15 protein-coding genes and 4 tRNA genes are annotated in these 24,238 nt (G+C 47.1%); 18 read left to right on the forward strand and 1 reads right to left on the reverse strand.

Features of this window, described 5'->3' with window-relative positions; translation table 11 throughout:
• Positions 1–6 precede the first annotated feature (6 nt).
• The 12 genes from ACEW9O_RS14720 to ACEW9O_RS14775 all read left to right on the forward strand — a co-directional run bounded on the left by ACEW9O_RS14720 (position 7) and on the right by ACEW9O_RS14775 (position 21,170).
• Positions 7–1,455, forward strand: coding sequence for a SusD/RagB family nutrient-binding outer membrane lipoprotein (locus ACEW9O_RS14720; RefSeq protein ID WP_373550935.1), 1,449 nt, complete (start codon positions 7–9; stop codon positions 1,453–1,455).
• Positions 1,456–1,548: 93 nt separating this feature from the next.
• On the forward strand, positions 1,549–2,505 hold the full coding sequence (locus ACEW9O_RS14725) for a DUF1735 domain-containing protein (RefSeq protein WP_373550936.1): 957 nt from the start codon (positions 1,549–1,551) through the stop codon (positions 2,503–2,505).
• A 258-nt stretch (positions 2,506–2,763) separates the two neighbouring features.
• Positions 2,764–5,856, forward strand: a complete 3,093-nt coding sequence (locus ACEW9O_RS14730; protein ID WP_373550937.1) for a SusC/RagA family TonB-linked outer membrane protein — start codon at positions 2,764–2,766, stop codon at positions 5,854–5,856.
• An 18-nt stretch (positions 5,857–5,874) separates the two neighbouring features.
• Positions 5,875–7,482: a SusD/RagB family nutrient-binding outer membrane lipoprotein gene (locus ACEW9O_RS14735; protein ID WP_373550938.1), complete on the forward strand. Its 1,608-nt coding sequence runs from the start codon at positions 5,875–5,877 to the stop codon at positions 7,480–7,482.
• A gap of 28 nt (positions 7,483–7,510) precedes the next feature.
• A complete protein-coding gene (locus ACEW9O_RS14740) occupies positions 7,511–8,431 on the forward strand; it encodes a DUF1735 domain-containing protein (protein WP_373550939.1) in 921 nt (306 codons plus the stop codon).
• Between the two features lie 119 nt (positions 8,432–8,550).
• Entirely contained in the window at positions 8,551–9,264 is a 714-nt protein-coding gene (locus ACEW9O_RS14745) for a hypothetical protein (protein ID WP_373550940.1), read from the forward strand.
• A gap of 32 nt (positions 9,265–9,296) precedes the next feature.
• Positions 9,297–10,607 carry a TlpA family protein disulfide reductase gene (locus ACEW9O_RS14750; protein WP_373550941.1) on the forward strand — a complete coding sequence of 437 codons (1,311 nt, stop codon included), beginning with the start codon at positions 9,297–9,299 and terminating at the stop codon, positions 10,605–10,607.
• A gap of 346 nt (positions 10,608–10,953) precedes the next feature.
• Complete coding sequence (locus tag ACEW9O_RS14755) at positions 10,954–14,139, forward strand: SusC/RagA family TonB-linked outer membrane protein (protein WP_373550942.1); 3,186 nt, start codon at positions 10,954–10,956, stop codon at positions 14,137–14,139.
• Positions 14,140–14,183: 44 nt separating this feature from the next.
• Positions 14,184–15,833 (forward strand): SusD/RagB family nutrient-binding outer membrane lipoprotein, encoded by a 1,650-nt coding sequence (locus ACEW9O_RS14760; RefSeq protein WP_373550943.1) that lies wholly within the window; start codon positions 14,184–14,186, stop codon positions 15,831–15,833.
• Positions 15,834–15,883: 50 nt separating this feature from the next.
• The gene (locus ACEW9O_RS14765; protein WP_373550944.1) at positions 15,884–16,444 is read left to right on the forward strand and encodes a hypothetical protein; all 561 of its coding nucleotides are present in this window, start codon (positions 15,884–15,886) and stop codon (positions 16,442–16,444) included.
• Positions 16,445–16,721: 277 nt separating this feature from the next.
• Positions 16,722–19,772 carry a SusC/RagA family TonB-linked outer membrane protein gene (locus ACEW9O_RS14770; protein WP_373550945.1) on the forward strand — a complete coding sequence of 1,017 codons (3,051 nt, stop codon included), beginning with the start codon at positions 16,722–16,724 and terminating at the stop codon, positions 19,770–19,772.
• Positions 19,773–19,826: 54 nt separating this feature from the next.
• Positions 19,827–21,170, forward strand: a complete 1,344-nt coding sequence (locus tag ACEW9O_RS14775; protein ID WP_373550946.1) for a RagB/SusD family nutrient uptake outer membrane protein — start codon at positions 19,827–19,829, stop codon at positions 21,168–21,170.
• Between the two features lie 74 nt (positions 21,171–21,244).
• Here ACEW9O_RS14775 and ACEW9O_RS14780 read toward each other — a convergent pair whose 3' ends face one another.
• Complete coding sequence (locus ACEW9O_RS14780; RefSeq protein WP_373550947.1) at positions 21,245–21,718, reverse strand: energy transducer TonB; 474 nt, start codon at positions 21,716–21,718, stop codon at positions 21,245–21,247.
• A 265-nt stretch (positions 21,719–21,983) separates the two neighbouring features.
• On the opposite strand from ACEW9O_RS14780, the gene ACEW9O_RS14785 reads away from it, so the two are divergent.
• The 6 genes from ACEW9O_RS14785 (at position 21,984) to ACEW9O_RS14810 (ending at position 24,238) form a co-directional block, all read left to right on the forward strand.
• Entirely contained in the window at positions 21,984–22,877 is an 894-nt protein-coding gene (locus ACEW9O_RS14785) for a tyrosine-type recombinase/integrase (RefSeq protein WP_373550948.1), read from the forward strand.
• 62 nt (positions 22,878–22,939) lie between these two features.
• Positions 22,940–23,233 (forward strand): ribosome hibernation-promoting factor, HPF/YfiA family, encoded by a 294-nt coding sequence (gene hpf / locus ACEW9O_RS14790; protein ID WP_373550949.1) that lies wholly within the window; start codon positions 22,940–22,942, stop codon positions 23,231–23,233.
• A 467-nt stretch (positions 23,234–23,700) separates the two neighbouring features.
• Positions 23,701–23,776 (forward strand) — tRNA-Thr (locus ACEW9O_RS14795).
• Between the two features lie 63 nt (positions 23,777–23,839).
• Positions 23,840–23,922 (forward strand) — tRNA-Tyr (locus ACEW9O_RS14800).
• Positions 23,923–23,939: 17 nt separating this feature from the next.
• A tRNA-Gly gene (locus tag ACEW9O_RS14805) sits at positions 23,940–24,015 on the forward strand.
• Between the two features lie 148 nt (positions 24,016–24,163).
• A tRNA-Thr gene (locus ACEW9O_RS14810) sits at positions 24,164–24,238 on the forward strand.

A 24,238-nucleotide genomic window follows, 5' to 3' on the forward strand; every position in this document is an offset into this window, starting at 1 on the left:
ATAACAATGAAGAGATTCATGTTCAATAAATCCGCTTTGGTATTGCTCACTGCTTTGTTTGTAGCAAGCAGTTGTGACATTACCGACTTCGGAGATACCAACGTCAGCCCCAACGCCACGACGATTCCAATCACCTCGGCGTTGTTGACCAATGCCATGATTGGTACCTTTAATGGTGGTACCCTCAGCGATCTTACCGCTGGTGCTTATGCCCAGTACGCAGCCTCCACCCAGTATACTGAAGCTACCTTATATACTTTCGCTAACCCTGCTTGGGATGGGGTGTATGCCGGTGCTTTGTACGATTTGCAAAACCTGATCAACAACAACACCGATCCAGCTACTGCACCGGTAGTTGCTGTTAACGGTTCGAACGCCAACCAATTGGCGGTTGCACGCATTGTGAAGGCTTATCGTTTCTGGTGTTTGACCGACAATTATGGCGATATTCCTTACTCTGGTGCGTTGAAAGGTGACGGTCAGGTTGCATACGACAGCCAGGCCGACATCTACAAAGACTTGTTCAAGGAATTGAAAGAGGCGGTTGCTCAATTTGATGGCGGTTTGGCTGCCAAAGGTGACATCCTGTACAATGGCAACATTGCGAAGTGGAAAAAATTCGCCAACTCGATTCGCCTGATCATGGCCCTGCGCATCTCCAAGGCTGACGCCACTTTGGGCAAAGCGGAGGCAGCGAGCGCTATTGCAGCAGGGGTAATTGAATCCAATGACGACAATGCGGTGATGACCTGGCCAGGAGGTGCATTCAAAAACACTTGGTTCAACGTTTACGATGGCCGCAAAGACTGGGCGATCAGCGATATCCTAGTCAATGCAATGTCTCCATTGGATGATCCGCGCCTGATGAAGTTCGGTACACCCAACAACAAAGGTGAAATTGTGCCGATGACTTACGGATTGACGCGTGATTTGGCGATTGCTTATACCAACAAGAACCCTGATTTTTCCTTTATTTTGGATGCTCCAATGCGCAATCAAAACTCCCCACAGGTGATCCTTTCAGCTGGCCAGGTTTATTTGGCTCGTGCGGAAGCGGCCCAACTGGGTTGGACTTCTGAAAGTGCTTCTGCTATGTATGCAGCGGGCATCAAAGCGAGCTGGCAGGAGTGGGGTGTATTCAATCAAGCTGAATTTGACGCGTACATGCAATCTGGGGGGGTTACCCTTGCCTCAGGTAATGTTGCCGCCAAAATTGGTCTGCAGCGTTGGTTGTCGTTTTATCCCAACGGATCTCAAGGTTGGTCCGAGTGGCGCAGAACGGGTTATCCTGCGCTGGTACCTACCATCTATGCGACCAATTCCAGCAAACAGATTCCAGTGCGTTATGCCTATCCATCTACCGAGCCAAACTTCAACGGTGCTGCCTATACTGCTGCTGTTGGTCGTTTGACCGGAGGGGATACCCAGGACGCCAAAGTTTGGTGGGATAAGTAGTGGCAACCCTGTGTGGTTGCCTGTTGGGGCACCCCTCGCGGGTGCCCTCGATAAATTTAAAAGTGTTTTCCAAACGCTTAAAAAGGATCAAGTATGAAAATTTTTAAATATATCCCTCTAATGCTTCTCGGCGGCGCACTGAGCTTCCTGGGCTGTGAGGATGAGGTTGTGAACCCCATTGAAGGCAAGGGGGACAACTTTGTACGCATTCCAGAAGGGGTCAATGACCTTAATTTGGTCGCTTTGGATGTAGTTCCAGGTGTAAAAACGCTCCGTTTGTTGGATTTGCTGCGCGATGCCAATTCTGAAAGCTCCTTAGGAAGTAGCTTAGGCATCAAAATGAAAATCGACAAAGCGGCTTTGGATGCATTCAACGCTGCGCACCCGGCTGAGGCCATGGAGGAACTACCCGCCAGCTTGTACACCACCGATGCACTGGAATTTACCCTGGGTGCTGGTGAGTTTGCCAAATCCATCAACATCAAATTGGATCCAACCAAATTGGACCTGACCAAACGTTACGGTATTGCCGTAAGTGTGGTGGATGCCAGCGGGCACAAAGTGCGCAATGGCCAGGGCTCTGCGGTGTTCAACATCGTAGCCAAAAACCAATATGATGGAATATATGAGGTTACGGGCACAATGGTTGACAATGCCAGTGCAGCGCTTACCGGTCTGTTTCCAGTGAAGTATGCCTTAATTACTTTAGGCCCAGGTACAGTAGAAGGAAATGACGTTGAACTAGGCTTACCTGCTGGCAGGGGGATTGGCATCCTAAGCTCAGGTTCAACCTCCTATTATGGTTCCTTTAGCCCAATATTTGAACTTGACCCAGCCACCAACAAAGTGATCAAGGTGACAAACTTTTTTGGACAACCTGCTGGTAATACTCGATCTGCCGAACTGGATCCAAGTGGAGTGAATCAATATGATCCAGCTACAAAAAGTTTGGAAGTGAAATTTTTTATGATCCAACCGTCATCTATTCCTGCACCTCCCCACGTACGGGTTGTATTTGATTGGAAAATGAAGTATGTTGGTTCTAGATAATATTGCATCGTGACAGAGCAAATCAAGCTGAAGTAATTCTTCTGATTGCGTTATTTTATTCAGCATACTCGAAGGCTGATCCAATTATATTGGGTCAGCCTTTGTTATTTTAGGTGTTTTTTGTCATTTGAATTGCGATTTTTTTCCCCATTCCTGCGAACAATTTTTAAAAACTTGACAAAATGTTAGTGCAATCGTAAACAATAGCCTAATTTTGGCTAAGGATTGGTTTAACAAAACAAGTAAAATCGAATTTGTATGAAAAAACACTTACTAGCACTTGTGCTGGTATTTGCTGCTATTGTTACTTCAATAGCCCAGCGAACCATCACAGGTAAAGTAACCGACACAAAAGGCGAAGCGCTCATCGGAGCCAACATTTTTGTGTTGAAGACGACCATCGGTACAGTGTCCGATGTAAACGGTAGCTTCTCATTAGCCCTACCCGCCGGAGCAGAAGTCATCTCCATCAGCTACACCGGCTTTACCAGCAAGGAAATTGAAGTGGGTAATCTTTCGACCATTGATGTACAATTGGAAGAAGGTTCGATCTTGAATGAAGTAGTCATCACGGCTCTGGGTATTTCAAAACAGCCTAAAGAGTTGGGTTATTCGGTTGCGCGCATTGCGGGTGACGACATTACCCAAGGTAAGGTGACTAACCTCCAAAATGGTTTGGTAGGTAAAGTATCCGGGCTTAATGTATCTACCGTCAACAACGGTGTGAATGCAGACACTCGGATTGTACTCCGGGGTATTCGCTCCTTGCTCGGTAACAACCAGGCCCTCTTGGTTGTGGATGGTACACCAGTAGCCCTGAGCTTCATCAACTCCATCAACCCCAATGACGTGCAGAGCGTCAACGTACTGAAAGGTGCCAACGCAGCAGCGCTGTACGGCCCAGAAGGGGTGAACGGGGTAATCGTGGTCAATACCAAAAAAGGAACTGTCGGTGGCAAACCACAGATCACGGTAGGCAACACGACCTTGTTTGAAGACATCTCTGTCTTCATGGACATGCAAACGCGCTTCGGTTCTGGTTCTTCATTCAACTCCTTCGGAGATGGGATTTATGATCCAATCGAAAACCAGTCTTGGGGCGATGCATTTGATGGATCCATCCGCAACGTAGGTCAAGAAACCGAAGACGGCCAAACACAAACTTTGCCTTATTCTTACCTGCCCGATGAAAAAAGGAATTTTTTCAACACCGGGGTGAACATCCAAAACGATGTTTCGGTAAGCAGTGGCGATGATAAGTCGAACTTCTTCTTGTCGGTACAAAATGTACAAATCAAAGGCATCATGCCTAGTGATGTTGGCGACCGTACCACCGTGCGTTTGAATGCCGGGAAAACCCTGGGTATTTTCAACGCATCCATGAACTTTGGCTACACGCAGAAGAATTCGAATTTGACACCACGTACGGGAACCATCTACGATCAGGTATTCCAGGCACCGGGACAAATTCCAATTACCCGCTACAAGGATTTCCAAAATGATTATTGGTCCAACCGCAATAATTATTACAACGACTACTTCTCGAACCCTTACGAAACCATCTACAACGACCGCGTGGATAGCAGATCAGATGAGTTCTTCGGCAACGTTGCCTTGACTTTGAAGCCAACCAAGTGGATGAGCATCACCAACCGGATGGGGTATACCCTCACTTCGGCAGTTAACCATGCCATCAGCCGCAGGGTCAACTATACTGACTTTGCCATCAGCCACCGTTCTTTTGCTTCAGGTGGGGGGCGTACAGCCTCATTGTCGGATTTTAATGGTTTTGGGAACCGTTTGAACAACGAATTGATCCTGACCACCGACAACACTGTGGGTAAGCTGAACATCAAAGGTTTGTTGGGTAATTTGATCCGCCAAACTTCAGCCAAGAATACATCGGTATCCGGTGGTAACCTGGTCATTCCTACTTTGTTCAACGTGGCCAACCGTACGGGAGAACCAGGTGCTTCTTCTTCTTTCTCTGAAAGCAGATTGAATTCCGTATTCGGAAGTGTGGCTTTTGGCTACGACGATTGGGCGTTCATTGAATTCACAGGTCGCAACGACTGGGATAGCCGTTTGCCTGCCGAAAACCGCTCTTATTTTTATCCGGGGGTGAGTGCTTCGGTGATTTTGACGGACTTGTTTGAAGGCTTGGGCGATGGTCCAGTCATCAACTCCATCAAATTGAAAGGGGCGTACGCCAGAACAGGAAACGTAAACCTAGACGTTTATTCACTGGAGTCGATTTTTTCCCAAGCTGGTGGTTTCCCATTTGGTACCCTGGCTGGATTTTCGGCTGAGGATAGAATCAACAACCCCAACATTCGCCCTGAGGTAGTAAAATCTACTGAGGTTGGTGCTGAATTTGGTTTGTTCAAAAACAAGGTACTGTTCGACATCGCTTACTACTTTCAAAACAACAACGACCAGGTTGTTCCAATCCAAATTTCTTCTTCAACGGGCTACACTTCTGCTTTGTTGAACGCGGCTGAATTCAACAACCGTGGTTTGGAAATTGACCTGAAATTGTTGCCTTTGATCGAAGCAGGTGGTTTCCGTTGGGAAATGTCGGCCAACTATACCTACAATACTTCAGAAGTCATCTCTATTTATGAGGGTTTGAACGAATTGTTGGTGGGCAACACTTCTTATGTCATCAAAGGATACCCAGCCTATACCCACAAATTGGTGGATTGGGAGCGTACTCCTGATGGCAAAGTTATTGTCGATCCAGTCAGTGGATATCCTAAGCAGGCTACTACTAGTAAAATTTTTGGCAACACCAACCCGAATCACATCTTTGGGCTCAATACGGATTTGACCTTTAAAGACTTCAACCTGCGGGTGGTAGCAGAATACCGTGGTGGCAACTACATCTTCAATGACATTGGCCGTAGTACCGACTTTACAGGTATCACCGCACTGAGTGGAACCAATGGTCGTCAACGGTTTGTATTCCCCAACTCGGTTTACTCTACCGATGGTGGTACCACTTATGTAGAAAACACGGACATCGCGGTGAACAATGCACACTATGCATTCCTTCAGGATGGTCGTTTCCGCAATACCCAAACGAACTACTACAGCTCGGCTGCATTCTGGAAGTTGCGTGAAGTAGCTTTGACTTATTCCGTGCCAAAGAAATTGTTGGGTGGTGGCAAATTCATCTCAAGAGCAACCGTTTCATTGGTAGGTAGAAACTTGCTGATGCTGCGTCCAAAAACCAACCAGTGGACGGATCCTGAATTCGCCAATACTACTGGAAACGCTATTGGTTTCACCAGTGTTGGTCAGACGCCTCCAACCAGAATCATGGGATTCAATGTAAACCTGACTTTCTAATCACTAATGTCGAAACTTATGCAACATTATATCAAAATTTTCATCTTAACATTTTTTGTCACCGTTCTAGCCAGTTGCTCGGAAGACTACCTGGATGTGAACAGTGACCCCAACCGCGCTGTGGAGAGCAACATGACTGCGGCGGTGATTCTTCCACAAGCTATGCTCAATACCGCCAACCGGGTAGGTACTGGTTTTGGCTTTTTGAACAACTGGTTGGGTTACTGGGCACCTGGTGCCAACTACTCACCTAACGGGGAAGAACAATCTTACAACATCACCACCAACTTTGGAGCAGGCCTTTTCGGCGGTATCAATGACAATACCTACGATTACGAATTCGCTGAATTGAGAGCGCGTGTTGCGGGTGAAAACTTTTACGTAGCCATTGCCAAGACCATGAAGGCGCATAACTTTGTTCAGTTGGTAGACCTCTATGACAAAGTGCCTTACACCGAAGCAATGAAGGGGCTGGAATTCATCCGCCCAAAATACGACGATGGAAAGTTGATTTATGAAGAATCAGCGAAACAGTTGGATAGTGCGGTTATTCTGTTTAAAGCTGCGGTTGCAAACAATACAATCAATGCCGATGCTCGTTTCCGGGACATCATCTTTAAAGGGGATGGGGCCAAATGGATTAAATTTGCCAATACTCTGAAATTGCGACACCTGATGCACCAATCAGCCAGAGCGGACCGCGCAGCTTACATCACTGCCGAAATTGCCAAAATTGTAGCCAATGGTGGTGGCTTTTTGGGAACTGGAGAAGACGCTGCTGCAAAACCAGCGTATACTCAGGACAAAGCCAACGCTTATTACGCTTCCTACGGCTTCAACACTGCAGGCAACCAGGCTACTGACTTCTGGAGAGGCAACAAAACGGCTATTGGATTCCTGAAAGCAGATGGTGACCCGCGGATTGGTTATTTCTACAAGCCAACCGTCAATGCTTTTCCTGCCAACGGTGCTGAGCCTTTCAGAACTGAAGCGCCAGCACAATACCGGGGCAATGAATACGGCCGTCCGATCGACAACTCAACTTATCCTTATCAGATTGCCAACTTTGTATCTCAGGTAGGAGGTATTGCTGCTGCAGGACCCGTTACAGCCGGCTCTTTTGGTTTGGTGAAAGGTTTTGACCAAGCTGCTTGGATCCTTACTTCGGTGGAATCCATGTTCCTACAAGCTGAAGCCATAGAGAGAGGCTGGTTGCCTGGCGACAAAGAAGCAGCCTACAAAGCAGCCGTACAAGAATCTTTCCGCTGGTTGAATGTAGACAAGAGTAAAGCTGCTGCTGATGCAAGTTTCACTGCATGGTATACTGCTCAAGACGACAACGGAAACGGTAATGTCAGCTACGCAAAAGCTGCCGACAAACTTAAGGTTGTGTTGTACCAAAAATACCTGGCCATGAATGGCAGTAACCCATTGGAGTCCTGGACAGACTACCGCCGCAACGGTGCTTTGCCAACCATTCCACTTTCGATCAACCCAGGACGGACCAGCCCTATTTTGCCTGTTCGTTTGTTGTACCCACAAGTAGAGTACAACCTGAACACGGCTAGTGTAACCGCAGTGGGAACGATCAGTCAGTTCAACTCCAAAGTTTGGTGGATGAATTGATTTTGTTTAATTTTCAAATACAACACGAATGAAAACTATTTTTAAAATAGCTTTAATAGCCTTAGTTGGATTCAGTTTTAGCGGATGCTTGAAGGATGAACCAATTACCGATTATACGGACACGTCCATCAAGCCGGTTGTGCTGATTCCCAATGGCAACTTCCCTGCGGTACAATCCGTCAACCCAATTGCGCTGGATTTCAAATCTACCGCACAAACGGTTGACTTGTATGCTCGGGTGTCTTGGAGCAAGCCACTGGACAAGGATGTAACGGTGACTTTTGTCAAAGATCCTAGCATCATTGCGGCGTACAATACCAAATTCGGTACCAAGTACGAGGAACTGCCAGCGGCAGCCTACAAACTGCCTGCCTTGTCCGTGGTTATTCCTGCCGGACAGCAAGAGGTTAAAGTGCCAATTGAATTGTTTGCTGATAAGATTGATCTGGCCAAAAGCAACATGATTGCTTTCCGCCTCACCGATGCATCAGGTCAAACTGTGGCTAGTAACTTCCGCCAGATTGTTTTCCCCGTATTGGTGAAAAACATCTACGAAGGCAACTACAATGTGACCGGATATTTCTATCACCCCAGTGCGCCACGGGGCATTAGTGCCACCAAGTACCTGTCTACCGTATCGGGTACCCGCAGCGAAGGTCAGGTTGGTGACCTAGGTGGCTGGGGCTTCCGCTTTGACATAGCAGCTAGTGTTACTGGCTGGGAAAGTGCGGGTTCAACCCCTGCTTCCCCTTCCGCGGGGTTCATGACCTTGGATAACCCATTTGGCAATGGTACTTATCCAGGTCCTGGTGGATTTACCAGTGCATTGTTTGCCAATACCTATGATGCTGCCACCAAAACCTTTAAGTTCCACTATGGTTATGCGGGTGGATCTTCGGGTCAGGCGGGGTATTCTCGCGAAATTTTTGAGACTTGGAAAAAACTTTAAGTTAAAACTGAGTCATAAAAAAAGTCCATTTGAGCCTTAGTTGGTTCAAATGGGCTTTTTTTTTAAAACTTGTATGGTTTATGTTATATTTATACGTTTAAATAAAAAAATCTTCCGACATGAAATTGACTCAACTCCTTGGCCTTGTGCTACTGTTATGGATACCCAATTTGCTGCTCGGCCAGGCACGTTCCTTCCGCGACTTCATCATTGCCGCCAATTCCCCCACCAATCCCAAAGCCAGTGCAACCAACTTCAAAACTGCTGGTGGTAAAGACCGATTTTTGCTCGAAGAATGGGGCAAAGGTTGGGCGCTTTCCCGGGGCAGTGAAATGGTCAAAGATGGTTACGCCTTCAATTTTGACTTTGAAAGAAATGAACTCTACCTCCGTAAAGATGATGAAGATGTGATGATTGTAGCCGACAACAACAGTGTGCGTCGCTTTGTGATCGTCAATGGTCTGGACTCCATGCGTTTTGTCAAAAGCATCGCTGTTGACAAAACCAATAAAGTATTTTTTCAACTCATCGGCGGCAACACTTCCGGCAAGATTGCGCTCCTGAAATTGCGTACTTCGAAAGCTCTGCCTGTCAACAAGAATGACTACGCCCGCAATTTTAACGGGGATTACTCTACTCAATATCGCAATGATCATGCATACTATTTTGTGGATGCAGAAATAGGAGTGAAGGGTTTTGAAAAAATGACCCGCGATGAATTGCTCAAATTATTCCCCCAGCACCAGGCCCTCATCGTGAGATTGGTGACCTCTAAGAAACCCATTGATGAAAAAACCTTGGTCGCTTTTACGAATGAGGTGAATGGATTGTGAACAATACAAGAGTATACATTCAGCACAAAACCATGCAAAAGTTGATCAACGGGAGCCCCGCTAGGGGCGCGATATGGGTAGAAAACAATGGCGCAGCTGTTTTCCCGAGTCCCGTAGGGACGCAATGTGGGTATCCAGAGCGGCATGATACCCACATCGCGTCCCTAAAGGGACTTTGGAAACTCCGAAAATCACCGTTGGCTACCCATATTTCGCCCCCAAGGGGGCTTAAAACCTTCTTTGGGTTTGCATTGAGTTCTTTTTTCCTTCTCCTCCTCGTCTGTTCCTGCACACCCATACCTCAAAACTTCCAACTCCAGATTTCCCTGCGCAATGCCCAGCCCGGCACCCTCTATTTGTACCGCCTTTCCGACAATCAAGCCCCCGCTTTGGTCGATTCTTTTCAAAATACCCAGCTTGATGCCCAATTTACCTTAACGGATCAGGTGCCATGGACTGAAACATTGTACCAACTTAGCATCCCCAATTTGCGCAGCACCTTGTATTTTATCGCCGATGTGGCGAGCATTCAAACCAGCATTGATGGTGTCAACCCTCGGGCGTATACCACAACTGGTTCTAACGGCTCTTTGGCGCTGCAAAACCTACAACATGCCCAGAACCCACTTCAGGATAGTTTGACCATCGTGAACAATAAAATCAACAATGAGATTGGCGATGAGTCCTCTTTACGGGCCTCCGCTGTAGCATTGAGGCAACAACTGATGAACAACTATTTCCACTTTGCGGATACAACTACCAGCCCATTGGCTGCATTGTTCATCACCCAGCAACTGGATTTTGGCAATGATCGAGCTGAGCACAAAGCATTCATCACGCGCCTGGAAAAACGTTTCAAGCAGCACCCGCAATTGGGAAGCTTTACCCAAAAGACCAAAGACTATTTAGCCCTTTTTGAGGTAGAATACGAAATCGGGGATAGCCTGCCCTCAGCCAGTTTTGTGGACCAAAAGGGTCAAGTTCACAGCCCTGCCCGATGGAAGGGGGGATACTATTTGCTTGAATTTTGGTCAAGTTATTGTCCCAGCTGCCTGCTTCAATTGGAGCAGAAGAAGGCGATATACCAAAAATACCATTCTACTGGCTTCAACATGTTGGCCTTTTCACTGGACGAAGACTCGGAGATGTTGAATGCCATCCTGCAAAACCAACAATATCCCTGGCCCGTGGTAGCTGATTTGAAGGGCTGGGCGAGCCAAGCGGTCAATGTCTACAAAATCGACAGCATTCCCTTTAATATTTTGGTAGGCCCAAGTGGTAAGATTATAGGGAAGAACGCTGACGCAAAGACATTAGAGGGCTTCTTGAAGCGGGCAAAATAGAACTCGAAATTTCAAACGCAAGACAGAATTTACAAAAAGGGGCTACGAAATGTCGGCTATTTGTCATTTAGTCAAACCACAACCAATTACTTTAAGCAGCGAATTTTCAGGTTGCTTCGTTTAATAAATGCAATAACATTCGGCATTATCTGAGTTTCCAAATTTCATTTAACCTTCACCTCGACATTCCCAAATAATAGTCTGGATTAAAACGCTGCACTTACAACACTGTTTTACTCATTTATTCTGCCATTGTTAAAAAATTTAGAAAATGTTATTGCTTTTTTAAACATTCGCTTAATTTTGGCTAAGGATTAGTTTCTAAAACAGATAAAATCGGATTAGTATGAAAAAACACTTACTAGCGCTTGCGCTGGTAGTCTTTGCTATGGCATCAGCTGTAGCACAAAGGGCTATCACTGGCAAAGTGACGGACAAAAGTGGCGGCCCGCTCATCGGTGCCAGTATCCTTGTGAAAGGAACCAGCAGTGGTAGCGTAACGGATGTAGATGGGACCTACTCCTTAAACGCTCCTGATGGTGCAACCACCCTAGTGGTGAGTTACACGGGTTATGCTTCCCAAGAAATCACGCTTGGAACTTCCAACATCATCGATGTAATGCTGGAAGAAAGCGCATCTCAATTGGGTGAAGTGGTTGTAACTGCACAAGGTATCCGTCGGGAGAAAAAAGCCTTGGGTTACGCGGTTTCTACGGTAGGTGAAGAAGACCTCAAAGATCGCCCACAAGCAGATGTAGGTCGGGTTCTCCAGGGCAAAGTACCAGGTGTAAACGTTACTTCTACTTCCGGGGTAACTGGTACCGGAACCAACATCACCATTCGGGGTTATTCTTCGATTACGGGTTCTGTACAACCATTGTTCGTAGTTGACGGCGTTCCTTTCAACTCTGCTACGAACTCTCGGGGCGGGTTCACCGGTGGGGGACAATCGGCTTCTAGTCGCTTTTTGGACCTCGACCCCAACAACATTGAAAGCATCAGTGTATTGAAGGGTTTGGCGGCAACGGTTACTTATGGTGACCAGGGTCGTAACGGGGTAATCCTGGTGACGACAAAAAGTGGAAGTAAAAAATCGCGTAAAGCCGAGTTTAGCGTTACGCAATCGATGTTTACCAACACCGCGCACTTACCTCGGTACCAAAACGACTATGTGGGTGGTTTCCAGCAGAACATTGGCCAGTTTTTCAGCAACTGGGGCCCAACGCTCAATGAGGCTCTGATCTATCCCTCTCAGAATACCTCGTCATCCCTAACCAACCACCCTTATGCACTCTTGTCCAATGCCGCGCTGCGGGCAGGTCAGGCAGATTACGTAGCCTCGGTGAGCCCTTACAAAATACAGGTGGCTCCTAATAATGTAAAAGACTTCTTCCGCACCGGGAAAATTTACAATACCTCTTTGAACGTTTCTGGCGGAAGTGAAAACATGAGCTACAACGTGTCGGGCGGCTACGTCAATGAAGAAGGTTACATTCCTGGGAACGGTTTGAAAAAACTCAACCTGGGCGTGGGCATCAACGCCAAGTTGAGCAAAAAACTCTCGGTGGTGACCTCCTTTACTTTTGCCAATACGGATCAGTACTCTCCACCACTGAGCTCTGGTACCGGAAACAATGCGAACGACTTTCCTTCCGTGTTAGCCAACGTATTGTACACCCCACGTCAGGTCGATTTAATGAATTGGCCTTATGCGGATCCGGTGACGGGAGCTTCGGTTTATTTCCGGGCTGGCAACGACATTCCTAACCCACGCTGGGTATTGGAAAACTACAAAACTACCGGGGTGGTCAACCGGATTTTCTCGGCAACCACCTTCAATTTTGAAATTGCCAAAGATTTCAATTTGTTGTACAAAGTGGGTTTGGACACCTACTCAGAAGACCAGGAGTTCCAGCTAAACAAGGGTGGGGTACAATTCCCAACGGGAGCTTATTTTACCCGGAACCTCACCAACACCATCTGGGACAACTCGGTGATCTTGTCCTACTCGAAACCCGTTTTTGAGAAATTGACCATAGCCGCCAGATTGGGGGGTAACTTACGCAATGATGTGCTTCTATCGGATGGCGTAAGCAGTCAAAACCAGTTGGCCCGTAACTTGTTCCGCCACAGCAACTTTATCGACAATGTTGGTAGTGATGGTGTCGAGGAGCAAACCCGGATGGGTATTTTTGGGGAAGTGACCATTGATTACAGCAACTTCCTCTACCTGAACTTTGCGGGAAGAAACGACTGGACTTCAACCGTTGAACCTGAAAACCGCCGGATTTTTTATCCATCGGCCAGTTTATCTTTCATCCCTACTTCTGCTTTTGCGGGCCTGGATGGTGGATTCTTCAACTTCTTGAAACTCCGTGCAGGTGTTGGTACTTCGGCTGGATTCCCCAACCCGTATCAAACCCGGAACATCCTGAATCAGGGCGCCAGAGCCTGGTTGAACACCGCTGGTGGCGCGATCCAGAGCCATTCGGTCAACAATAACCTCGGTAACCCAAATTTGAAGCCTGAGTTGCATACCGAATTCGAATTTGGGATCGAAGGAAAAATGTTCAACAACCGCTTGGGCTTTGATGTAACTGCTTACCGCAGAGATACCCGTAATTTGATCACCAGCGCACCACTTGATCCCGCTACCGGTTATACGAATACAACCATCAATATTGGTAAAATTCGCAACCAGGGGATCGAATTGAGTGTGACTGGAACGCCAGTTAAAACCAAGAATTTCAACTGGGATGTTACGCTGACCTTCAGCCGCAACACGCCTGAAGTGCTTGACCTGGGGGGTACTTTGCAAGAGGTACAAATTTCTGGCTTCGCTGGCTTGGGTAACTTCGCTATCGTTGGCAAACCCTTCAACATTATCAAGGGGACGGGTTTCCGCCGCAACGACCAGGGACAATTGCTGATTGATGCAGGAGGTTACCTCCAGGCTACGGCGACACCCGTTGTTTTGGGCGACCCAAACCCTGCCTTTACTACAGGGTTGATCAATGGCATTACGTACAAAGGCTTTTCGCTTGACTTCATGATCACTTACCGCCACGGTGGGGCCATGTACAGCAGTACAGCAGGCGCACTGATGGGTCGGGGTTTGACCGAAGATACGGGCTTGAGCAATGGTTACGACCGTGCTCAAACGTTCCTCTTCCCAGGGGTAAAAGCGGATGGAACGCCCAACGACATTCAAGTTACAGCTTCGGACGTTGGCTTCAATAACCTGTATTTCTTTGGGGATGAAGGTCGTATCTACGACGCCTCAACCATCAGATTGCAAGAAGTATCGCTCACGTACAGCCTTCCTCAGAAAGTGATTTCGAAGACGCCATTCAAAGGAATTTCTTTGGCCATCTCTGGAAGCAATCTTTGGTACAAGGCGCTTTATTTCCCTGAAGGTTTGAACTTCGATACCGACAACCTGGGCTTGGGTGTAGGCAATGGTTTGGGCTTTGAATTCCTGACTGGACCTAGCTCCAGAAGAATTGGGGGTACCTTGAAATTGAACTTCTAATCTGACACTGAATGTTTAACATTTGGTCTTTTAAAATCAAAGCGATGATACGTAATATCAAGATATTGTTTCTGGTATTGACGGTAACGTTGGTTGCTTCCTGCGATCTCGATCTGCTGGACAACCCCAACGCGGTAACCGTCAACAATGCCGACATCAACTTCATTCTCAATCAAATCGAAGTAGCTTCTGCCGGAAGTTTCAACAATTTTAGCGATCCAGGCATGCGCCTGACCCGGATGTTGAACCAGGGTGCAGCCATTTACGACAACGCCGTTGCCCCTGGAGGTACCAACGGACTCTGGAATACCGCCTATGCCAATTTGCTGGCCGACATCAGTGCAATAATACCATTGGCCGAAAAAGGGGAATTGTTCGTACATACGGGGATTGCACGTACCATTCGTGCCAATATATTGATGAACCTGGTAGACGTCTACGGCGATGTTCCTTATTCTCAGGCCATCGACCCCAGTAATTTCAACCCTGGAGTGGACAAAGCTGCAGATGTATATGCTGCTGCCTTGGCTGATTTGAACAAAGCTGCGGAAAATTTTGCTGCTAAGTCCAAGTCTGGAGCAAGTGGGGATTTGTTTTACGGTGGCAATACTGATAGCTGGATTCGTTTGGTGAATGCCCTGAAATTGAAGCACCATTTGACGCTTCGTTTGGTCAATAAGGCGGGGTCAACTACAGCAATCAATGCGCTGGTAACGGAAAACAAACTACCATCCACTACTGCGCAAAACTTTGCCTTCAAATACGGAACCAACTTGACCAACCCGGACACCCGTCATCCACGTTACGGTGGACAATACGGCCCAACGGGTGGTGGTGATTACCAGTCGAATTCCTACATGGGCGCCCTTTACAATTCCAAAGGTTTCCCTGATCCTCGGATGCGCTACTATTTCTACCGCCAAACCATCAAAAACCCAACTGACGTCAACCAATTGCGCTGCATTACCAACCAAAAGCCAGGTCACTATGGGGAAAATGATGTGTTCTGCTTGCCTACCAGCGTGGGTTACTGGGGCCGTGACCACCTGAGCAATGAGGGTATTCCACCCGATGGCTTGTTGCGTACAGCCTGGGGGCTTTATCCTGCGGGCGGTTTGTACGATGATGACGCAGGCAGAGGGGTTTCTTTGAATGCTGGTGCCGGTGGTGCAGGGATTCACCCCATCATGATGCGCTCTTTCGTTGATTTTATGTTGGCTGAATCGGCATTGGTGCTTAAAACCAGTGGAGATCCAAAAGCTTTGTTAAAATCTGCGATCGAAAAATCAATGGCGGATGTACGCAGTTTGGCGCTGGGAACCAGTGAAGCGAGCAAACTCAATGCTTTCGAAACGAGCAAAGGGTTTGTTTGGGCCACCGAAGTAACCAAATATGTGGATAAGGTACTAGCCGATTATGATGCTGCTGCCAGCGACGATGCAAAACTAAACATCATCGCCACCGAATATTGGTTGGCCTTGCACGGCAACGGAATTGAGGCTTATAACCTATACCGCAGAACGGGTAAACCAGCCAACCAGCAGCCTGGATTGGATCCAAATGTAGGTCCATTTGTACGTTCTTTTTACTACCCATTAGACTACATTGTTAGAAATAAAAATGCGGTGCAAAAGACCAATAGTACGGTACAGGTATTCTGGGATACAAATCCGGCTAACAATTTCATCAAGTAAATTTAAGGGCCTGGTATTTCATTTATCAACCTGATAAAACGAATGTAAACATGAAAAGCATTATAAAAATTGGTTTGTTGTTTTCTGTGCTGGCTTTTTCATCCTGCGAAACGGAAATCGTCGAGAAGATAGATGAGTTCAGTTTTGAACAGGGTGGCTATATGCGCCAGGTTACTCCTTTTCCAGTGACCGCTTTTACGGTAAGCAAAGCCAACTTGGCTGGCACCAAAATTGAGTTTGTAGCTGAGGCGGTCACACCCAATTCAGGAGCACTCTTTGCTTCTTATGATTTGGTGGTGCGTTTTGTTGACCGGACTGGTGGAACCAGCAGCAAGCCGGATGTTGCACTCAAGTCGATCCCTGCATCTGCTTACACCAAGGATGCAACTACAGGTTATCCTCGCGCAACCATTACCATCACTGGTAAAGAAATGCAGGATAAGTTAGGGCTTACCGACGCTGATCTTACGGCAACGGATCGTTTCGAAGTGAGAGGTACGATGAAGTTGACCAATGGAAAATCCTATAATGCCGCCAATACTGGTGCGAACATTACAGGTGGAGCTTTTTATTCTTCTCCTTTTCTTCATCAGGCGAATGTAGCGAATTAACATTCTTTTGTTAAATAATTGTGAAATGGAGTGCTTTTAAGCGCTCCATTTCTATTTTTGTAATGTTTTATCATTTGTCTGCCAAATTGCAGATGTACATCAGCGTCAATATGCACAGGCAGCCCTAAGTCAGATCCAAACGTTTATCAGTTTCCAGCGACTAACTTGCAACGTTTTTTTTATCCCTTGAACAATACTGCTCTAAACACGATGTCTATACCAGGTGTTAACCTGACTGTATATTTTTTTGACATTCAATAAAATCAAATTCATTGGTATGAAACAACACTTACTAGCTTTACTGCTGATGCTCTGCGGAGCAACGGTTGCCTTCGGACAACTCACCATCAGCGGAAAAGTAACCGACCGGGACGGCGAAGCACTGATTGGCGCCAGCGTAATGGTAAAAGGTACAACCAACGGGACTGTATCCGACATTGATGGAAAATTCAAGCTCAGTGCGCCTGGCGACGCGACATTAGTAGTCTCTTACACAGGGTTTTCCACCTCAGAAGTAGCCGTCAACAACCAAACCGACATCACCATTCCCATGCAGCCGGGTATCGACCTTACCGAAGTACTGGTAACGGGTTATGGTACGGCCATCAAGCGCGAATTGACGGGTAATATCGCCAAAATCCGCACCGAAGACATCAAGGACATGCCCGTAACCAGCTTTGACCAAGCCATGCAAGGTAAAGCTGCCGGGGTGCAAATCACCGCCGGCAACGGTAAACTAGGTCAGGCCGTACAAATTCGGGTACGTGGCCAGTCGTCAGTATCCGCTTCCAACGAGCCCTTGATTGTGATCGATGGGATCCCGGCTACAACCGGTGATTTGGGTGCGTTTGGTGGAGCTACCAACGCGCTTACCGACATCAATCCTCAAGACATTGCATCCATCGAAATCCTGAAAGACGCTTCCGCTGCGGCCATCTATGGTGCGCGTGCGGCCAACGGCGTAGTGCTGGTAACTACCAAGCGTGGTAAAACCGGTCGCACCAGTGTCAATTATGGCTTCCAGTATGGCGAGAGCAATCCTGCCCGTCAATTGGAATTCCTGAATACCGAGCAGTACCTGAAATTGTATCGTCAGGCTGCAGCTGCATCTGACCGCATCGAGGGACTCGCTGCTTCTGATCCAGATTCGTATACTGCGTATATGGAAGATTTCTTTAACACACAAAGTTTGGGAACCTTTGGCACGGATAAAGCAGAAGACACCAACTGGGGGGAACTTGCCTACCAGGACGCACCGATGCAGCAACATGACTTGAACATTTCAGGTGGCAACGAAAAAACTACCTTTTACATGTCAGGCCAGTGGTTTGATCAAAAAGGTATTTTGATTGGCAATGCACTCAATCGTATCACTGGTCGGATCAACGTTGATCACCAGGCTTACAAGTGGCTGAAGGTAGGGTTCAACACGAGCTTGAGCCGTTCGTTCAACGAACGTATTTCTGGTGACCGCCAGTTTGACAACCCTATGCAGATCGTGGCGCTGCCTCCGATGACTCCGGCAACCGATCCAGATACTGGCTTGCCAGTAGGTACTCCTCCGGGCGACATCAGCATTCCAGTGTACTACAACCCGCTGATCAACCTTGGTAACGCTTACTACAACACCAATACCAACCGCAACCTGAGCAGCGTGTATGCCCAAATCAGCATCCTGGATGGGTTGACTTTCCGTTCCGAGTTCGCATTGGACCTATTAGACCAGCAGGAAGAGTTGTACTACAACAGCAAGACCCAGCGCAACTTTGGTGCACCACTGGGGTTGGGGCAAAACCTGTTCACCCGGGTTGAAAACTACAACACGAACAACTACTTTACTTACAATACCGGATTCGGTAAAACCAAACTGGACCTGACCGCTGGTATGGCTTATCAGCAATCACAGCAGAAGACCAACTTCATCGAAGGCCAGGATTTCCCTTCCGATGCCTATCGCCAGATTGCCAGTGCTGCGCGTAAAACAGACGGTGAATCTACCGAAACCAACTTCCGTTTCTTGTCTTATTTCGCACGTGCCAACTTCAAACTGGCCGATAAATACCTCGTAGGTGTAAGTGTACGTACGGATGGTTCTTCTCGTTTTGGTAACGAAAGCCGCTACGGTTTTTTCCCAGCCGCTTCTTTGGGCTGGATTGTTTCCGAAGAAGGCTTCTTGAACAACAACAAGGCCATCAGCTTCCTGAAGGTGCGGGCCAGCTATGGCCGTACCGGTAACGCAGAAATTGGCAACTTCCCACAGTTGGGGCTGTTCCAGGGTGATGCTGGTTACGATGGTGCTCCTGGTCAGCGTCCTTCGCAGTTGGGCAACCCTGATTTGAGCTGGGAAACTACCGATCAGTTCGATGCAGGTATCGACTTTGGTTTGTTCAAGGATCGCATCACCGGGGAAATCGATTTTTACAGCAAAAGCACCACCGGTCTGTTGTTGAATGTAAACATTCCGGCAACTACAGGTTTTGCCACTCAATTCCGTAACGTTGGTAAATTGACCAACCAGGGGATAGAAGTAGTATTGAACACCGATGTAGTAAGCGGTGCTTTCCGCTGGAGAACCAGCTTGAACTTTGCAGCCAACAAAAACGAGATCACCGACCTGCAAGGTCAGATCATCGAAGCTGGTTTGAACAACATGAGCCGCGCCGTAGAAGGACAGCCATTGGGTACTTACTTCACTGCCGAATACGCTGGTGTTGATCCCGCCAATGGTAACGCCCTTTGGTACAAAAATGCCACTGAAGGCAACCGTGAAACAACCAGCACTTACAGCCAGGCAACCCGGGTAGTAGTAGGTAGCCCGCTGCCCGATTGGATCGGTGGCGTAACAAATACCTTCAGCTACAAAGGTCTTGAACTGTCGGTATTATTCAGTGCTGTAATCGGCAACGAACTCAACTTCTACGGGGTAGGTCGTTTCTCTTCTGCGAACGCTCGTTTTGAAGACAACCAAACCGTGGATCAGCTGAATGCCTGGACGGCTCAGAATACCAATACCAATATTCCAGAAGCACGTTTGTTCTACAACAATGGTGCTCAGCCTTCCAGCCGCTTTATTCAGGATGGTTCTTTTGTACGTTTGCGCAACGCAACTTTGTCCTACAATTTCCCCAAATCACTCACCAGCAAGGCCAAAATCCAAAGCTTGCGGGTATTTGTAACAGGACAAAACTTGCTTACCTGGACCAACTACATCGGTTGGGACCCAGAAGTTAACGCCGATGACATTGTAACCAACATTGCACAAGGTTATGACTTTTACACTGCTCCTCAGCCCAGAACCATCCTGGCTGGCTTTAACATCGGGTTCTAATTCCCGGAACAGCGCAAAATGTTTTTAACCTTTAAAAAAATGAAAATGCTTAAAATGCTCAAACATATAGCGCCGTTTGCCCTGATCCTTTTGGGGGCTTCGGCTTGCGACAGCAAATTGGATGTTGCGCCTACGCAGACCATCGACGAAAACCTGGCCTTGGCCACACCTCAGGATGTAAAAGTGACCCTGACCGGTGCTTACGACGGTTTGGGGGATGGAGACGTTTATGGTGGTGGTTTTCAATACACCAATGAATTTCTTGGTGATGACCGCGAATTTGTATTTGGTGGTACGTTCTCCACTCATGATGAAATCTGGCGGAAAGCCGTTACACCCGGCAATACCCAAACCTACGCAACCTGGAGAGATGCTTATGCTGCCATCAACCGGGCCAATAACGTGTTGTCTGCCTTGAGTATCTTGGATGCAGCCGATCGTGGGCAGGTTGAAGCAGAAGCTCGCTTTATCCGTGGGGTTTTGTACTTCGAGCTGGTTAAATTGTGGGGTAAAACCTGGGGCGATGGCGACAACAACGCCAATCCAGGGGTGCCATTGGTAATTACCCCTACCCGGGTTATTACCGATGCGGATTACCGCTCAAGAGCGAGTGTTCAAGCCATTTACGCACAAGTTATCGAAGACTTGACCAAAGCAGAAAGTTTGCTGCCTGCTACTAAGGCGGGTGACAATGCTACCCTTGCTACACGTGATGCGGCATCTGCAATGTTGTCGCGGGTATACCTGATGCAAGGCAACTATGCGCTGGCACGTGATGCTGCCAACAAAGTCATCCAATCTGGAGCACGTGGATTGGCCGCTAGCTTTGCAGATGTTTTTGCTACCGGTGGGGCGAGCAATGAAATCATCTTCCGCATCGCCGTATCGGATCAGGATGGTACCAATAGCATGAATACCTATTTCGCGCCAGCAACGTTCCAAGGGCGTGGTGACGTTCGTATACAAACCAAATTTACTGATTTGTTTGAAGCTGGTGATGTGCGTAAAACGTTCACAACCACGGCAAGTAATCGCATTTTTACCCGCAAATTTTTAGACCGATTTGGTGATGTTCCAGTCGTACGTACGGCTGAAATGTACCTGACTCGCGCAGAATGTAACCAACGTTTGGGTACATCCGTAGGTGCTGCACCACTGGCTGACGTGAATAGAACGCGCACCAGAGCTGGTTTGGCTGCCTTGGGCACTGCAACTCTGGCTGCGATTCTGAAAGAACGCCACCTCGAATTGGCATTCGAAGGCAATTATCTGGATGACATCAAACGCACCCGGGCTAGTGTAGGCACCAAACCTTTTGGTGACAACCTTCTGGTATTGCCCATTCCACAACGGGAAACGGATACTAATAAGAACTTGGCTCAGAATCCGGGGTACTAATCTGCAGACGGACTGATCTAAGTTTTAATACAACGTGAAAGGCCACTCTTGCAAAAGGGTGGCCTTTCTGCATTTTAAGGTTTCAACTGAATGGTATAATGGTAACCTTGGTTGGATGAGTTTGTATCAGGTGTTGGTGATTCTGAAGAAGTTGCACCACTTATAGTATACTGAATCGACAGTGGAGCGGGTAGGGGAGGAGCCTCTGTTGACATATCCTGATTCACCTGCAGTTTAAAGTGGATATTCAAAGTTCGGTGGTGTTGCACTTTTAATTTATAAGCTTTGGATACTTCAAACTGCAACAATTGTACCAATCTGATGGCCTCTTCGTCACAACCGTGCCCTAAACTGGCAATGACCTGGCTTTTGAACACCTTCCCCAAGTGGTCAATGCTAAATCGAATTCTTACCGTTCCTTCTATTTTTGCCGCAATCGCTTCAGAGGGATATTGCAAGTTGTTTTGAATAAAAAGCAGCATGGCTTTTTGCCCACCAGGGTAAACCGCCCCTTTGATGAAATGATTGTCTCTTTTTTGCTGAGCCATAAAAATTTTCTAAAAAAATCGAAAGATCATTAAGCAAATTAATCGGCAATTTATCAGGGATTTAGCTAAAATGACCATTTGTAATGTTAAGCCAAAGTTAAGTCGATCCTTGACTTTCTCCACTTAATTTTTTATATTTAATTCAAATCAGTGGATCAAATCAGTGGCCTTGATGAATACTGTTCGATTCTACGGGGCAATAAAAAAATGAACACTTATTTTTGCCCCAATACTACGCTAAGAGAATCGATGACAACCTAAACGAATGATAGTAGAAGGATTCCTGAAGTATTTACAGTACGAAAAACGCTTTTCCGTGCATACCACTGATGCCTATAAGGTTGATTTGGAGCAATTTAGTGTTTTTTTGCGAAGCCAATACGAAATCGTCGAACCTGCGATTATCCAACACATCCACATCCGGTCCTGGGCTGTCTCCTTAATGGAGCAAAAGTATTCTGCTTCTTCTATTCGGCGCAAGTTGTCTACCCTCAAGTCTTATTTCCGCTTTTTGCAGCGGGAGCAAGTGATTACACGCTCGCCAATGTTACAGGTGAGTTTACCCAAGTTGGGAAAAAGACTACCTAGCGTGGTTCCAGAACAATACCTGGAACAAATGCTCAATGCGATAGACCCTGCCGATGATTACGAAAAACTGCGCAATCAATTGGTTGTAGAGTTGTGCTACCTTACCGGTATGCGCCGTGGAGAGCTTGTGAACCTCAAGGTCAGTGACCTGAATTTAAGTGCCTTTACCATTAAGGTATTGGGAAAAGGAAACAAGGAACGTCTGATCCCCATTTCCCATGCTACGGCAACACTCTTGCGGCAGTACCTGGATTTGCGTCAGCAGACTTTTCCAAATACCCCAGAGTTGGCTCTCCTGCTGACCAAAGATGGAAAAGCCGCTTACGCCAAACTCATCTATCGCATTGTGAAGGACTCCCTGAGTACCATCACCACTCAGGAAAAACGCAGCCCACACGTGTTGCGGCATTCTTTTGCTACTCACTTATCGGATCACGGCGCTGATCTGAATGCAATAAAAGAGTTGCTGGGCCATTCAAGTTTGGCCGCTACTCAAATTTACACTCACCATTCTATTGAGCGACTAAAAAAAATTTACCAGCAAGCTCATCCCAAATCTGGCGCGCAATAAAGCCCGCCATTTCGGAGGATGAAGAATTCATCTTTATTGTCTAACCCTTTAAATCTTGAATTATGGTTGTGTACACTGAAGCAGTACAGTTCAAAGTTGACAGCAAGTTGCTAGACTTTATCGAGAAAAAATTGAGCAAAATCGACCAGTTTTTCGACCGCATCATCAATGCTCGGGTGGTGCTTAAACTGGAAAACACCGGACAGGTCAGAGAAAAAATCGCAGAAGTGCGCATCAATGTGCCGGGCGAAACCCTCATTGCCAAGGTAGGCAGCAAAACCTTTGAATCCGCCGTAGAACAAGCAGTTGATTCCCTCAAACGACAAATCATCAAATACAAAGAAAAAAATACGTAGCGGCAACCCTATGTGGTTGCCGATATTATGGGAACCGTAAGGTTCGCATGGTTGCCGAACTAAGGGCAACCACCTAGGGTTGCCCCAACGGCGAAACGGGTTTAATCAACACCGCAGGAACTAAATTCACCTGCAGTTGGTTAAACCCGTTAAACTTTTTAGTCAGAACCTTTGAAAATATCAACAACCTTACCCTATATTTGCGCCACGCTTCTAGAAAAGGAAAATCAAAGAAAAAAAATTGCGCAAAAATTTGATATTTCTTGGAGAGGCACTATCTTTGCAATCGCTTTCGGAAAAAGACGCCGAAATGCTTACAAAACTTGACATTTTCGACAAAAATAATTGATTTGAACAAGTTGAAAAACCTTGTAAAATCTGGCTTTTAGTCAAACTGATTACATTTTCCGATAAATCATCTACCAACTGATTTTTCACGTATTCTTTTGATTCAAAACCAAAGCTAGGCCAGCATAGCTCAGTTGGTAGAGCAGCTGATTTGTAATCAGCTGGTCGGGGGTTCGAGTCCCTCTGCTGGCTCCATCCCATGAATTCATTCGTGGGTTAGTTCAAATCAATCTTAAAGCTTTTGCTTTGAGTCTCCAAGGGGGTGCGCCGCAGGTGGAGAGGCGGGCCAGACTGTAAATCTGGTGTCTTTGACTGAGTTGGTTCGAATCCATCCACCCCCACAATTTTTGTCATACAAGCGGAAGTAGCTCAGTTGGTAGAGCATCAGCCTTCCAAGCTGAGGGTCGCGGGTTCGAGTCTCGTCTTCCGCTCCATCCAACCCGCTCGATCCCACGATTCAAATCGTGGGTTATCCGTGGGAGGGAATGTGTAAACCCACCCCATGTTTTTAACTGTGGGAGGACATACACAAGACAACCCATGACTTTAGTCGTGGGAACGAACAAGAGAAAAGACATACAAGCCGATGTAGCTCAGGGGTAGAGCACTTCCATGGTAAGGAAGGGGTCAAGGGTTCAAATCCCTTCATTGGCTCCA

This window comes from Haliscomenobacter sp. (assembly GCF_041740695.1).
Classification (GTDB): Bacteria; Bacteroidota; Bacteroidia; order Chitinophagales; family Saprospiraceae; genus Haliscomenobacter.

What these genes read in the sequence shown, in the direction of transcription:
- ACEW9O_RS14720 (WP_373550935.1), top strand. Translation starts at nt 7, where the DNA reads ATGAAGAGATTCATGTTCAATAAATCCGCTTTGGTATTGCTCACTGCT.
- ACEW9O_RS14725 (WP_373550936.1), top strand. Translation starts at nt 1,549, where the DNA reads ATGAAAATTTTTAAATATATCCCTCTAATGCTTCTCGGCGGCGCACTG.
- ACEW9O_RS14730 (WP_373550937.1), top strand. Translation starts at nt 2,764, where the DNA reads ATGAAAAAACACTTACTAGCACTTGTGCTGGTATTTGCTGCTATTGTT.
- ACEW9O_RS14735 (WP_373550938.1), top strand. Translation starts at nt 5,875, where the DNA reads ATGCAACATTATATCAAAATTTTCATCTTAACATTTTTTGTCACCGTT.
- ACEW9O_RS14740 (WP_373550939.1), top strand. Translation starts at nt 7,511, where the DNA reads ATGAAAACTATTTTTAAAATAGCTTTAATAGCCTTAGTTGGATTCAGT.
- ACEW9O_RS14745 (WP_373550940.1), top strand. Translation starts at nt 8,551, where the DNA reads ATGAAATTGACTCAACTCCTTGGCCTTGTGCTACTGTTATGGATACCC.
- ACEW9O_RS14750 (WP_373550941.1), top strand. Translation starts at nt 9,297, where the DNA reads ATGCAAAAGTTGATCAACGGGAGCCCCGCTAGGGGCGCGATATGGGTA.
- ACEW9O_RS14755 (WP_373550942.1), top strand. Translation starts at nt 10,954, where the DNA reads ATGAAAAAACACTTACTAGCGCTTGCGCTGGTAGTCTTTGCTATGGCA.
- ACEW9O_RS14760 (WP_373550943.1), top strand. Translation starts at nt 14,184, where the DNA reads ATGATACGTAATATCAAGATATTGTTTCTGGTATTGACGGTAACGTTG.
- ACEW9O_RS14765 (WP_373550944.1), top strand. Translation starts at nt 15,884, where the DNA reads ATGAAAAGCATTATAAAAATTGGTTTGTTGTTTTCTGTGCTGGCTTTT.
- ACEW9O_RS14770 (WP_373550945.1), top strand. Translation starts at nt 16,722, where the DNA reads ATGAAACAACACTTACTAGCTTTACTGCTGATGCTCTGCGGAGCAACG.
- ACEW9O_RS14775 (WP_373550946.1), top strand. Translation starts at nt 19,827, where the DNA reads ATGCTCAAACATATAGCGCCGTTTGCCCTGATCCTTTTGGGGGCTTCG.
- ACEW9O_RS14780 (WP_373550947.1), bottom strand. Translation starts at nt 21,718, where the DNA reads ATGGCTCAGCAAAAAAGAGACAATCATTTCATCAAAGGGGCGGTTTAC.
- ACEW9O_RS14785 (WP_373550948.1), top strand. Translation starts at nt 21,984, where the DNA reads ATGATAGTAGAAGGATTCCTGAAGTATTTACAGTACGAAAAACGCTTT.
- hpf (WP_373550949.1), top strand. Translation starts at nt 22,940, where the DNA reads ATGGTTGTGTACACTGAAGCAGTACAGTTCAAAGTTGACAGCAAGTTG.